The organism is Mesorhizobium sp. M0145 (genome assembly GCF_040322355.1).
Taxonomy (GTDB): domain Bacteria; phylum Pseudomonadota; class Alphaproteobacteria; order Rhizobiales; family Rhizobiaceae; genus Mesorhizobium.
Map to the genome: position 1 here is coordinate 1 of NZ_JAMYTK010000023.1, position 13,133 is coordinate 13,133.

At 57.7% G+C, this 13,133-nt stretch carries 12 protein-coding genes; 4 read left to right on the forward strand and 8 right to left on the reverse strand.

All coding sequences use genetic code 11. The features are described 5' to 3' along the window. Positions 1-234: 234 nt before the first annotated feature. The 6 genes from NKJ28_RS25890 to NKJ28_RS25915 all read right to left on the reverse strand — a co-directional run bounded on the left by NKJ28_RS25890 (position 235) and on the right by NKJ28_RS25915 (position 7,049). On the reverse strand, positions 235-1,863 hold the full coding sequence (locus NKJ28_RS25890; RefSeq protein ID WP_352637463.1) for an ABC transporter ATP-binding protein: 1,629 nt from the start codon (positions 1,861-1,863) through the stop codon (positions 235-237). Further along, a complete protein-coding gene (locus NKJ28_RS25895; RefSeq protein WP_352449149.1) occupies positions 1,853-2,737 on the reverse strand; it encodes an ABC transporter permease in 885 nt (294 codons plus the stop codon). The genes NKJ28_RS25890 and NKJ28_RS25895 overlap by 11 nt, the downstream gene beginning before the upstream one ends. Continuing rightward, the gene (locus NKJ28_RS25900) at positions 2,734-3,780 is read right to left on the reverse strand and encodes an ABC transporter permease (protein ID WP_352637466.1); all 1,047 of its coding nucleotides are present in this window, start codon (positions 3,778-3,780) and stop codon (positions 2,734-2,736) included. Before NKJ28_RS25900 ends, NKJ28_RS25895 begins: the two co-directional genes overlap by 4 nt. Before the next feature lie 100 nt (positions 3,781-3,880). Then, positions 3,881-5,488 carry an ABC transporter substrate-binding protein gene (locus NKJ28_RS25905; protein ID WP_352637467.1) on the reverse strand — a complete coding sequence of 536 codons (1,608 nt, stop codon included), beginning with the start codon at positions 5,486-5,488 and terminating at the stop codon, positions 3,881-3,883. A 113-nt stretch (positions 5,489-5,601) separates the two neighbouring features. Beyond that, entirely contained in the window at positions 5,602-5,955 is a 354-nt protein-coding gene (locus NKJ28_RS25910) for a Rieske (2Fe-2S) protein (protein ID WP_352637469.1), read from the reverse strand. Between the two features lie 11 nt (positions 5,956-5,966). Beyond that, positions 5,967-7,049 (reverse strand): amidohydrolase family protein, encoded by a 1,083-nt coding sequence (locus tag NKJ28_RS25915; RefSeq protein ID WP_352637470.1) that lies wholly within the window; start codon positions 7,047-7,049, stop codon positions 5,967-5,969. Between the two features lie 133 nt (positions 7,050-7,182). Between NKJ28_RS25915 and NKJ28_RS25920 the strand changes: the two genes are divergently transcribed. From NKJ28_RS25920 to NKJ28_RS25935, 4 genes are all read left to right on the forward strand, one after another. Then, on the forward strand, positions 7,183-8,040 hold the full coding sequence (locus tag NKJ28_RS25920) for a LysR family transcriptional regulator (RefSeq protein ID WP_352637471.1): 858 nt from the start codon (positions 7,183-7,185) through the stop codon (positions 8,038-8,040). Positions 8,041-8,230: 190 nt separating this feature from the next. Next, positions 8,231-9,208, forward strand: coding sequence for an FAD-binding oxidoreductase (locus NKJ28_RS25925; RefSeq protein ID WP_352637472.1), 978 nt, complete (start codon positions 8,231-8,233; stop codon positions 9,206-9,208). A 309-nt stretch (positions 9,209-9,517) separates the two neighbouring features. Next, positions 9,518-10,174 carry a Crp/Fnr family transcriptional regulator gene (locus tag NKJ28_RS25930; protein ID WP_352637473.1) on the forward strand — a complete coding sequence of 219 codons (657 nt, stop codon included), beginning with the start codon at positions 9,518-9,520 and terminating at the stop codon, positions 10,172-10,174. Positions 10,175-10,720: 546 nt separating this feature from the next. Continuing rightward, the gene (locus NKJ28_RS25935) at positions 10,721-11,479 is read left to right on the forward strand and encodes a LuxR C-terminal-related transcriptional regulator (protein WP_352623058.1); all 759 of its coding nucleotides are present in this window, start codon (positions 10,721-10,723) and stop codon (positions 11,477-11,479) included. 114 nt (positions 11,480-11,593) lie between these two features. Here NKJ28_RS25935 and NKJ28_RS25940 read toward each other — a convergent pair whose 3' ends face one another. Both NKJ28_RS25940 and NKJ28_RS25945 read right to left on the reverse strand, forming a co-directional pair. Further along, positions 11,594-11,860, reverse strand: coding sequence for a hypothetical protein (locus NKJ28_RS25940; RefSeq protein WP_352591386.1), 267 nt, complete (start codon positions 11,858-11,860; stop codon positions 11,594-11,596). Positions 11,861-12,196: 336 nt separating this feature from the next. Further along, a complete protein-coding gene (locus tag NKJ28_RS25945) occupies positions 12,197-13,015 on the reverse strand; it encodes a LuxR C-terminal-related transcriptional regulator (RefSeq protein WP_352637474.1) in 819 nt (272 codons plus the stop codon). Positions 13,016-13,133 lie beyond the last annotated feature (118 nt).

The window sequence follows — 13,133 nt, forward strand, 5'->3', positions numbered from 1 at the left end:
TCCGCTAAACACGGGGGCTGCGCGGCGGACACGCCGACGTCACCGCAATGCCACGCCATTTTGCAGAACTTGACGCACACAACTGAAGCGGAAGTCCGCTGGTCGCGCATCCGTCAGCGTCAAGGCGGCACGGCGGAAGACCGAGCAGGCCGATTCAATGAGGGCGTTTCGGTGGACCTGTCATGCCGCCCGATCCGCAGCTTGCGTTCATTCGCGTTGAATAACAATGCGTCCTCAGCCCCGGCTGGCCAGCAGCCTTGTGAGCCAGTCCGGATCCATTTCTGGCACCGAGGATAAAAGCCGTTCGGTATAGGGGGCATGCGGCGGCGTGAGAATTTCGCTCTTCAATCCCTGCTCAACGACTTTCCCCTGGTGCATGACCACAATTTCGTCGGCGATCGCTCGCACGGTGGCAATGTCATGGGTGATGAAAATGTAGCTCATGGCGAGCTCGCGCTGAAGCCGCATCAAGAGCTTCAGGATTTCCTCCTGCACAATCTGGTCGAGGGCGGATGTGATTTCGTCGCAGATGATGAGTTCTGGATCGGCGGCCAACGCTCGGGCGATGCAAACGCGCTGCTTCTGGCCCCCTGACAGTTCGGCCGGCAGACGGTCCAGGTAAGTTTCGCTCATCTCGACCATGTGAATGAGTTCGCCGATCCGCCGATCCCGCTGCGCTCCCTTGAGGCCAAGATAGAATTCAAGCGGCCGAGCTATGACTTCTTCGACCGTCTGGCGCGGATTTAGCGCGTTGTCGGGCATTTGATAAATCATCTGTATGCGACGCAGAATCTCTTTTGGGCGGGTCTCCAGGGTCTTGGAAAGGGCCTGGCCGGCAAAGGAAATCGACCCCGAAACCGGCGGCAACAGGCCGGTAACGACGCGAGCGAGCGTCGATTTCCCGGAACCGGATTCGCCGACCACAGCCACTGTTCGTCCACGTGGAACTTTGATGGAGACATCCTGGAGCACCTTGACGCTCCGCGCGTAAGCCGCGGTGACGTTGTCTATCGTAAGCAGATATTCATCGGCCGGAACTTCGGGCTTGGCGAGCTTGCGCACGGCCCAGAGCGTTTTGGTATATTCCTGGCTGGGCGAGGCGAGCATCTGGCGTGTTTCAGCCTCCTCCACGGTAAGTCCATCGCGCAAAACCATGATGCGGTCCGCCATTTGCGCCACCACCGCCAGATCATGCGTCACATAGATTGCAGCCGTGTTGAATTCCTCCACGATATTGCGAATGGAGGCGAGAACTTCGACCTGCGTCGTCACATCGAGCGCCGTCGTTGGCTCGTCGAAGACGATGAGGTCCGGACGACAGGCCATCGCCATCGCGGTCATTGCCCGTTGCAACTGTCCGCCGGAAACCTGATGAGGATAGCGAAAGCCGATGGTCTCCGGGTCTGGAAGCTGAAGACGCCGATAAAGATCGACGGCACTCCGGTTCGCTTTCTCTCGGCTGGCAATCCCATGCGCCACCACAGTTTCGACAGTCTGGTCGAGGAGCCGGTGGGCCGGATTGAAAGAGGCCGCGGCGCTTTGCGCGACATAGGCAATACGGGAGCCTCTGAGGCGACGCCGCCCTGTTTCGCTGAGTGACAGAAGATCGAGCCCGTCGAACAGGATCGAGCCCTGTGTAATACGGCAGCCCGGCTTGGCGTAACCCATCGCGGCGAGGCCAATGGTGGATTTGCCGGCGCCTGACTCGCCGATCAGGCCAAGAACCTCCCCCCGCTTCAGCGCCAGATCGACTCCGCGGACAATGGGATGCCATCGCTCGTCCGAGAAGCCCTCCACATGGAGATTGCGGATCTGCAGTAGATCCTTGCCTTTTTCGCGCGAGGCCGGACCGCTACCTTTCATCCCGCAACCCGCTTGTTGCGTGCAGGAACCAGTCGACGACGAAATTCACGGATACCGTGAGGAGGGCAATCGCGCCGGCCGGCAGCAGCGGCGTGACATCGCCGTAGGTGATCAGGGTCGCATTCTCGCGCACCATCGACCCCCAATCGGCGGTCGGCGGCTGAATACCGACGCCCAGGAAGGACAGTGCCGCGATCGTGAGGAATACGAAGCAAAATCGCAACCCGAACTCCGCGACCAGCGGCGGCATCACGTTGGGAAGGATTTCCTTGGCGATGATCCATTTCGGGCCTTCGCCGCGCAATCGCGCCACTTCGACATATTCCATCACTGCCACGTTAAGCCCGACGGCGCGTGCGAGCCGAAAGACACGGGTAGAATCGAGCAGCGCAATGATGATTATCAGGCTGGTGATCGACGAGCCGAATATCGAAAGCAGCACCAGGGCGAAGATCAGGCTTGGGATCGACATCAACACGTCAACCGCACGCGACAGTATCTGGTCGAGCCATCCTCTGTACAATGCGGCTAGAAGGCCTAGCGAGACGCCGACTGCGAAGGACAGCAGTGTGGTCGCGACGGCGATACCGATGGTGTTGCGCGCACCGTAAATCAAGCGTGTGAGCATATCGCGGCCGAGCTGGTCGGTTCCCAGTTTGAACTGCTGGCTCCACGGTGCGAAGGCTTCGCTGAAGACCTGCGTTTCGCCGTATGGGGCGATCCAGTGCGCGAACACCGCAACGATGACATAGCCGATGATGACGAGGATGCCGAACCAGGCACTGAAGGGTGCCTTCTTCAGCGCCGTTTTGGCCCGGGTGGCGCGCGAGCGCCTCAGCCTGTGAACCTGAGCGATGGGTTCGTAGCTGGTCATCGTGGATGCAAGAGCCTTGGATTGGTGGCGATCGAAATGATGTCGGCGGTCAGATTGAGCAGGATGTAGGTCGCCGCGAAAATCAGGGCGCAGGCCTGGACAACCGGAACATCCCTGGATTTGACCGCATCAACCATCAGCTGACCAATGCCGGGATAGACGAACACCACCTCGACCACGACCACTCCGACGACGAGATAAGCGAGATTGAACGCTACCACCGTGACGATCGGAGCCCATGCGTTGGGCAACGCATGCCTGAGTACAATGGCCATGGGCGACATTCCCTTCAGACGCGCCATGTCGATATAGGGGCTTGCCAGCATGTTGATGATCGCCGCTCGTGTCATTCTCATCATGTGGGCAACAATGACGAGCGTAAGCGTAATCGCCGGCAAGGCTACTCTCCAGACATGCTCCCAGAACGGCGTCTGGTCGTTCACATTCGACAATGTCGGGAACTTGGGAAATGCGTTGAGCATCCAGTTCAGTGACACTGCGAGCCAGTGCGGCAGGGATTGTGCGAACTCGGATCCGATGAACGTGTCGCGCGAGATGACGAGGTAGGCAAGCATGTAGGCGACGAAAAACTCCGGGAACGAAATGGTTGTCAGCGTCACTGCGTTCACCAGCCGGTCGAACCAGCCATTGCGGTAGAGCGCAGCAAGGATGCCAAGTCCCAGGGCCAGCGGAACTGCTATCAGCGCGGTCATCGATGCAAGGAACATCGTATTGTAGAGGCGTGGCGCGATTATCTCAGCCACGGTTCGCCGGTACCCGGTGCGGCTCGCGAACGAAGAGCCGAAATCACCGTGGAGCATTTGCCCGACCCAGACGAAGTAGCGCTCGACAGGCGGACGGTCGACACCAATTTCTCGCTGGAAGGCGGCGACCGTTTCGGGTGTCGCGGATTGCCCGAGCGTCGCCTTGGCGAAGTCGCCCGGCAGCATTGCGATCGCCGAGAAGATAATGATCGACACGATGAACAGCGTGACCAGGCCGAGGCCAAGGCGCTGCAGAACCGTTCTTGCGACGGGGTTCATTTGCACGCGTTTCCCGTTGCGGCCGCTGCCCTGCCACATCCGGCAGGGCACACCGGGGCCAACCGGACCCTCGCAACCATCGCGGGTCCGGCCCGCACTCTCACGCAGTGGCGATCCACCAGCGTTCGGCCATCTTCAGTCCATCGTTCTCCCAGTTCGGCGCCACTTCGCCATGTGCGAGCTTATTGGATTTGGCGCTGACGAAATTGTTGAAGACCAGTACGATGCTGCCGCCATCATCATGGGTCAGTTGCTGCATCTCGGCATACATTGCCGCCCGCTTGGCCTCGTCGGTCTCGGCGCGCGCCTGGACAAGCAACTCGTTGAAGCGGGGATTTTTCCAGAACGACTCGTTCCAGCTGGAATCCGCAGCGAAGGCTTGCGTGAACATCCAGTCGGCCGTCGCGCGACCGCTCCAATAAGAAGCGCACCAAGGTTTCTTGAGCCAGACATTGTCCCAATAGGCGTCCTCGGCCTCGCGCACCACGTTTACGTCGATGCCGCACTGGGCGGCCGTCTCGCGGATGAGCGCAGCCGCGTCCACAGCGCCTGCAAAAGCGGCATCCGCAACCGAGAGGTCCACTTTCAGTTTTTCCATCCCGGCCTTTTTCAGATAATGCTTGGCTTTCCCCGGATCGAAACTGTGTTGCGGCTGCGGATTCGTGGCGAATTTGATTGCCGGCGCGATCGGGTTGTCGTTGGCCACGGTGGCATGGCCGAGAAAGATCTTGTCGACGATCTCCTGACGGTTGATCGCCCATTTCAAAGCCATTCGGACGTCCGGATTGTCGAACGGCGCCATCGTGACATTCATCGGCAAGGTATAGTGGCCATAGCCGGTGACCTCGACGATCTCCACCTTGGGATTGCGTTTCAACATGCCGAGGGTCTTGAGGTCGGCGCGGCCAATATAGTCCACCTCCCCTGTCGATAACGCGGCCATGCGAGCGGCGAGATCGGTGATGGCGATGAACTCCACCTCGTCGAGATAGGGTTTGCCGTTCTTGAAGTAGTTCGGATTGCGCTTGAGCTTGGCCGAAACTCCGGGCTGGAAGTTCTCGAGCACGAAAGCACCGGTGCGAACGCCCGATCCCCAATCCGCCTTGCCGTCCTTGGCCGGCATGATGACCAGATGGTAGTCACTCATGATGTAGGGGAAGTCGGCATTGCCGCTCTTGAGCGTGAAGACAACCGTCTCCGGGCCGTCCGCCTTGATGCTGGCTACGGGTTCAAGCAGCGGCTTCGCCGCCGATTTGGTTTCGTCGCCCATATGATAGCGCAGCGAAGCCACGACGTCGTCCGCCGTGACATTCTTGCCGTTGTGGAAGGTTGCGCCCTTGCGCAGCTTGAAGACCCAGGTTTTGGCCCCGTCCGATGATTCAAAGCTCTCGGCAAGGTCCGGTTGGACGTTGCCTTTCGCGTCGACCTCGGTGAGGCTGTTGGACATCGAGCCCGAGAACGCGGTTTGTGTGAACGTATCCGGGTAGCCGGCCGGATCGATCGAATCCGTTGTTGCGCCATGTGCCATGCCGAGCTTGGCGAAGCCGCCCTGCAGCGGTTCGGCCCGTGCCGTGCTGACGAAGAGCTTGTCCGCAGCTGCGACGCTCAGCCCCGCGGCCAGCCCAAGATGAATGAAGTCGCGACGAGAAATCTTGCCGCGACCAATCAGGCTTTGAGCGATAGCAAGCTTGTATTCAGATTCTGACATTTGACTCTCCCATTGCGGATTTTCCGCGTTATTGTTCGTCACGCACCCTGTGAAGAAATCTGCTCGTTAGCCGCGATCACCCTTTCTTCTGACTGTTCAAATCCGCACCTCGATCAGGCTGTCACATAGATGCTGCCCGCCTCGACGGTGACTGGAAATGTGCGCGCGCGAACGGACGGATCGACCAGGGCCGCGCCTGATTTGATGTCGAATTCCCAGCCATGCCAGGCGCAGCGCACGATCTCGTTTTGGCGGTGATAGATGAATTGCGCCTCTTCGACCGGTGCAGTTGTTCCGCATTGCGGCCCCTCGCAAAGCGGAGCGCCGCGGTGCGGACAAACATTCAGCAGCGCGTGGAATGAATCTCCGACGCGAAAAACGCCGACCGAAAGGCTGCGGATCTTGGCGATGAAGGGAGATCCGGTTTCGATCTCGTCGACTCTGCAGATGTATGTCTTCTCGGGCATCGTCTGCTTCCTCAGGCGGCATTCGCCGTTTGCGCGCGGGGGATGCGTTTGTAGACCTCCAGCGCGTTCAGCCCCATGATCTTGCTCTTCCAGGCAGGAGGGATTTGCAGCGTGTTGGCATCGTCGTAATCCCAATGCGGATAGTCAGAGGCAAACATCAGCGTATTTTCGCCGTCCATTGCCTCGAGAGTGGACCAGAGATGCTGAATATTTGCGGGCTGCTCCAGCGGCTGCGTGGAAAAGCGGATGTTGCGCCGGCAATATTCGGACGGCAGCATCTTCAGCCATGGCGTCTCTTTGCGTAAGGCTTTGTAATCCGCGTCCAGGCGCCACAGTACCGAGGGCACCCAGGCGACGCCGCACTCGATGACCACGAAGTAGAGGTCCGGCCATTTTTCGAAGACGCCATGCGCAATCATGCTTGCGACATGCGAAATCGCCGACATGTGCAGGATGGCATGCGTCTCCCAGAAGAACGTCGTTGGAGCCGGAGCAATTGCAGTCGAATTCACGCCGCCATGGCCGCCCAGATGTATGGCAAAGGGCAGCCCCACTTCGGCGCAAGCTTCATAGATCGGATGGTAAAACGGGTCGCCATAGGGCTTGACGGAGCCTTGCGAGGCAAGAACCTGAACCATGCGCGGGTGATTGCCCATGCGGCGTATCTCGGCGGCCGCAAGCTTCGGATCCTGTGGCGCGATGATGATCGAGCCCATGAAGCGATCGTCCTTCGGCAGCCACTGGTCGATCTGGTAGTCATTATAGGCGCTGACGAGCGCGCTGGCATAATAGGGATTGGCCAGGGTGGAAGCCTCGATCGGCTCATCGCCGGTAAGGATCGCCACATCGACCTTGTACTTGTCGAGGTGCTTCTCTTTCATGATGAGATAGTTGTCGGCTTCCGTTTTCGGACGGACGTCCTTGCGGGAGAAGTCCTGCGGATGAAACCAGGGACGATGGCCATGCGGGAAGGCGCCAACGGGACCTGTCTTCTCGCCTTCAACGAACATGTCCTTCCATAGGCCGGAAAGGTAAGGCTCCAATACGGTCGCGCTTGACCAGTAATTGTGACAATCGCAGTCGACTATGAACACGTTGCTCAGCTCCGCAGCTTCAGCCTGGTCGATTTGCCGGCCGATTTCACCGAGTGCAGCTTCCGCCTTGAGTATTGTTTGATCAAGCTTATGATCCTGCGCAATATGATCGGTTTTTTCGATCGGAGGTCACGTGCAGCTAGATCACATCGAAACCTTTCTCGACATCATCGAGTCGCGAAATTTCAATCGCACTGCGGATCGGTTGGGGTTGACCCAGTCGACGATCAGCACCCGGATCAAGAATTTGGAGACCGCGATCGGGTCCGAGCTCTTTCAGCGCGGGCGTGCCGGTGCTGAGCCGACAGCCGCAGGACGGCGGTTCGAAGCCTATGCCAGATCCTTGCTGTCGACCTGGTCGCAAGCTCGACACGATGTGCGAGCGTTCAACCGTTTCGAGGGCACGTTGCGCATCGCCGCACAGGTGGGCATGACTCGCTCGGTGCTGCCGGGATGGGTCGAGACACTGTGCCAGGCGCTTCCCAAATCCTCGATCCATGTGGAGTCGGATTATTCGAACCAGATGGTCAGCGACCTAAGCATGGGAAATCTTGATATCGCCGTGCTTTATGCGCCTCGCTACCTGCCTGAGATCGCGTACGAACATCTGATGGTCGAGGAATATGTGATGGTTTCGACAGCTGCCAGAACGCTGTCCGACGTCGACCCTGAAACCTACATTCGGCCGGGCTATACCGCCGTGCTGGAAAAGACGCACGCAGAGTTGCTGGCCGAGCTCGCGATCTGTCGGCTTTCGACGGGATCGGAAACTCTGGCGGAGATCATGCTGCGGCGAACGGGCGGCACCTGCTATATGCGTAGCGACGATGCGCGCAGGTTCACTGCCGAGCTCCCATCGTTCCTCGTCGAGGGAGCGCCGACGCTGCACCAGCCAGTCCACACCGCGATACTTGCGCGCCGCAAACACGAACCCATTATTCGCAAAGGTATCCGAGCTCTCCAGGTGGCCGTAATGTCCCTGGAAGTTTAATCGAAATTGCCGATCATAAAGGCAGGATTGCGCGGCTGTTCATCGGGTTTTGAAATGGCATCTTGGCTCGACTTCAAACCCGAGTTGAATGATGAATGCACACGCGGCCTTTGGGTCTTCCGGCTTCGTCCCGACCAAGCGTCATCGGCAGTGGGCCCAGAGCGCGCTGCAGCTTGTGCTCTGCCGGCGCGTGATCGACGAAACGCACGATGTGAAAACATTCGTTCTCACACCCGCTTCAGATCGGATGTTCTGCTTCAGCGCTGGCCAGTATATTCTTGTGCACCTGAGGATCGAGGGGGCCGCTGTGACGCGCTCCTACTCCGTTTCGTCACCACCGACGCGGCCGCTCGACCTGCAGATCACCGTGAAACGGACGCCGGGCGGGCTCGTTTCGAATTGGCTCCATGACAATTTGAAGCCGGGTGATGGGATCGAGATCGAAGGGCCGCTCGGCTCGTTCAATCTCGACGATGTGCCGCATGCAAAATCCCTCTTCCTTTCGGGTGGCAGCGGGATAACTCCCGTCATGTCAATGCTGCGCGCACTTACCGACCGCGCAGCCGACCAGGATATCCGCTTCATTCACAGTGCTAGAACGCCGGACGACATCATCTTTCGGCTCGAACTGGACGCACTTGCCGCTCGCTTTCCCAATGTTCAAGTGACTTGCGTTTGCAGTCACGAAGACCCGGCATGGAGGGGTCCAACCGGGCGAATTAATAGTGAGATGCTCCTGACCTTGGTTCCCGATCTCCACGGCCGCACGGTTTTTGCCTGTGGGCCGGAATCGTACATGAAGGCGGCGCGCGGCTGCCTCGACGCAATCGGCCTCGCCGCTTCACAGTATCATGAGGAGAGCTTCGGAGGCGGCAACGTTTCACGCTCGGTATCGGATTCAAAGGTTTCGTCTTCGGTCCGCTTCGCCCGCTCAGGCATTGCGCATCACTGCGCGACCGGAGAGACCCTGCTGGAAGCTGCGCGCCAATGTGGCGTTTACGTCCCCACCGCTTGCCAGCAGGGAATTTGCGGTACGTGCCGGATCGCCAAGCTGTCCGGCGAAGTCGTCATGGATGACCTGGGCGGGCTGACATTGGACGACAAATCGGCAGGCTACGTCCTGGCGTGCTGCAGCCGCCCGCAAGGCGACGTTTTGCTTGACCTGTAATTGCCATCCGCATCGCGGGTCAGCTTTTGCGTTCCATAGCGAAGCCATAGTGTTGCGACCGCAATGTGATTAGCGTTTCGGAGCCTGTTGTCCGGCTGCACGGGAGAGTTCACCGCCGCTGAAATTAATTGCAGTTTACCTCATTCAAACAGACGAGGACAGTATGCAACCCCGCCCCTAGGGTAAGAGGTCGTTCTGTCGATTTGTTCGGGAGAAACTATTGCAAGTCGTGTGGAACCAGAAGCAAGTTCGCGATTCTTCATGCCGACACTATTGGAGTTCATGTGCTCGCATCCCATAGGGGGAACGTTGTCGAAGGACGAGTGGGGGAACAACGATTTTCTCGGTGTTACCGCAAAAATCTATAAACCCCATTCGGTGATATGCCGGCAGGAGGACGACAACAGTGAGATATTCATTGTAAAATCGGGCTGGGGCATACTTTATCAGGCACTGCCGGACGGAGAGCGGCAGATCATAGACACTCCCCTCAAGGGGGATTTCGTCGGTTTCCGTGGCTTGGACGGACCCCGTCTTGCGTCGCTGGCGTCCATAACCGAACTAGCTGTTTATGAAATTTCCAGTAAGGAACTGGTCGAGGCCATCCTGTCGGAAGGCCGAATCGGGAAGAAGATCGCCTGCTCCCTGGCGCGCCTGAACGCCATCCTTGCCGAACATCTCATGAATACCGGGCGGCGGAACGCGATGAGGCGTACCGCCCACTTCCTGCTAGAGTTGGAGGTGAGGCTCTCCAGGGTTGGGCTGTCGGCGCATGGAAGGTATGAGTGTCCTCTTGCCCAGCATGAACTGGCCGACATACTCGGCATGACCACGGTTCACGTCAACCGAACGTTAAGGGAGCTCCGCAAGGCCGATCTCGTCTCTTTCAAGTCAGGGCATGTAGAGGTGATCAATCGCAAGAAGCTGGTCGAAACAGCCGGATTCGACAGCGAGTATCTCAGGTAGCGGCTATCTCTCTTGAAGAGATTATCATGACGGGCGGCAACTCGGCCTGTCGCCCCGAGGCCGGTGTGTTGCTGAAATATGCGCCGAGCCCCTTTTGGCGGCAGATCCACGGGTGGGTCAAGCTAAATTGTTGAGCCATGGCTATCAGCGCTGTGCGCTAACCATGTCACCGGCACCTTCAGGAGTTCTGGTCTACCGCGGGAATCGCCGCAGGTACCAGCCGATCAACATTCGGCTGCCTGCTAGGTGAGATGGCCAAGTGGTCCTGTGCATGCGTCTTCAGGCGGATTGCAGCCCTTTTGGTCCGGCTTGGCGCCGGTTCCCTGAAAATTATGAAAAAAGCAACCTATGTTAGAGACTGCTTATAAATAAACCCTACACTTACCCAAGTTGGGTGTCTGCTGGGTCGGGAACTAAACAGGACGCAAATGGAGTAATCGAGCCTCGAGGTTTCATAAGGCGCAATACCAAGTTTTTCAATGCCAGAGAATGCGGAAACCATATCGGCCGGCGCAAGGCGGCTTGTGTGGAAGAACGGGTATTGATATGGGCTCCACAGCAGGACTGCACAATTACACTTCGGCAAATCGATCCGGAGTCCCGTCCGGTGGAACGGAAACCGTCCGCGGGCAGACAGGCAGGGAATGCCTCCTCATTCTGGACGGAAGGGCACTAGACCGCGAGTGTCTCGCATCGGCTCTCGTGGACCACGAACTCGGTATGGATGTCACCGCGTGGCGTTCCGTCGAGGAATGGCGCGTCGGAAAGAGCTCTGCCCCTCCCCTTGCAGCCATACTCTTCAACCTTGGCAGTCGGAAGGTTACAGATTATGGCCTCGCTGACGAGATCAGGCACATTTCATCCGAGTTCAAATCGGTCCCTGTGGTCGTCCTGGCCGAGACAGAAGACCTTGCCCAGATACTGACCGCTCTCGAATGCGGTGCACGCGGCTACATTCCGACCTCTGTTGGAATCGATGTCTGTGTCGAGGCAATCAACCTCGCGGCAGCGGGAGGCATCTTCGTGCCGGCGAGCAGTGTCCTTGCTATGCGGCACCTGATAGAGTCGGGCCGCCGCGACACGGAGCCTTTGGCGGGCATTTTCACGCTTAGGCAGGCCGAGGTTGCGCTAGCGCTCCGGCGCGGCAAGGCGAACAAGATCATCGCCTACGAACTGAATTTGCGCGAAAGCACGGTGAAGGTCCACATCCGCAATATCATGAAGAAGCTAAAGGCGACCAACCGCACGGAAGTCGCCTGCAAGGTCAACGATCTTCTCTCAGAAGGAACTCTGCCTGAAGAGTGAGCCCAAGCATAACACTGCCCACCTTGGGTGAATCCTGTGGCCATGTTCGGCTATTCGCCCTATCAAACATGTATTGTGAAAGTCGAAGGGCGGAATCGGCGGCTAATCGGCTGTCTAAGCAGGCTCGGGGAAGGTGTGTCTTCCTACCCATCCTATGGCCTCCTCGATCGTATCGAAATTCTTGTGCTGCCCGCTCAGCAGCCCGAATCCCGTTTCGAGGAACCATTTGCCTTTCGTGGAATATGCTTCCTCGTCGATTTGGGTAAGGACCGCCACCAATTGGTCGCGTTTCCACACCAGCACCCCGGATTCTCCGCCTTCAACCGTTCCGATCCGGACTTCGCTGAATGACAATCCAGAAACAGTCTTCGCTTCGCCCATTTTGATGAATTCCTCAGATTCAAAATGGCAATAAAATCCGTGAGCTTTGCAATTTGTTATCAAATCACGCAGTGAGTTCGAGCCGTTTGAGGCGATCTAATTCGGCAATCGACGCTATTGAGTACAGGCGACAACGCGTAAGGAAACCGGATCTGAGACGACCGCCGCCAATACAAAGGGCCGGGTCGTGGTCACATCGGCGCCGTCCACATGATGCCTGCGGTCTCCACGGCGCTCCTTCGCCCAGCCCGGGAACGATTTGAGCCCTATGCCTTGTTGATCGGCAACGAAGTCTGGCACATGGATGCGCCAGCCCGAACGAAGATCTATCGCAGGTCATATTGGACGATCATCATCGAGAAAGAGGTATCCGTTTTGTGCTTCAGGCAGGTCATGCGGATGGTGAGCTGACTGAGGTTCTATCGTGTCGTTCCCCGTCGGGCCGTCGCCAGACGCTGGAGTAAGCATACCATGCTTCATTGCCCAAACTGCGGCCTGTGTTCGGTTGCGAACCCGAATCTTTCGAAGGATGGCCTTGACGTGTACCTTCACTGTAGCCTCGGCGATATTAATCTCGCGCGCGATGACTTTGTTGGATTCCCCTCCGATCAAGCGACGCAGAATGGACTTCTCCCGATTTGACAAAATCTCTAGTTCTTCACCTTCAATCTCCACTTTAACTGCAGCGCTCGGTAACTCAGCAGCTACAGCATCATTTCTCAACCCTTGTCTGATATCTTCAATTACCATCGAAGTTTCCGTAGGCAACACGATTTGCCCTAGCGTAACCAATTCGAGAGCTTTAATGAACGTGTCGTAAGCAGCGACCTTTGTCAGATACCCGTTAGCCCCGGCACGAAAAGCTGAGATTATATTGGTCGTTCGACAGTGATCGGCTAGCGCAACGACATGGCTGGTCGGGTAGATCGCCTTAAAGTCTGCAATTTGTGCGAACTCAGCATCCGCGTCAGTATCGCCGACATCTATGATGAGCAAGATGGAACGGTGCTGGGGTAGCGGCTTCTGCAGAAGATCGTGAACAGTCGCCGCGGAGAAAAGAATACGAAAATTTGCCGCATTCAGGGTTCGACTAAGCGCTTCTCGAAGCAACTCGCTCGGCTCGACAAGCACCGTTATGAAAGATTTTCTTGTCATCATCGCTCTCGCTCGGCGCGATTGGGATACACATCTCGATTGGGATGCTCCAAAGCGCCAGCCGCACAGTTTCTTGTGTTCTTAATGTTACGCTCGGAAACCCTTACACCCAAATACC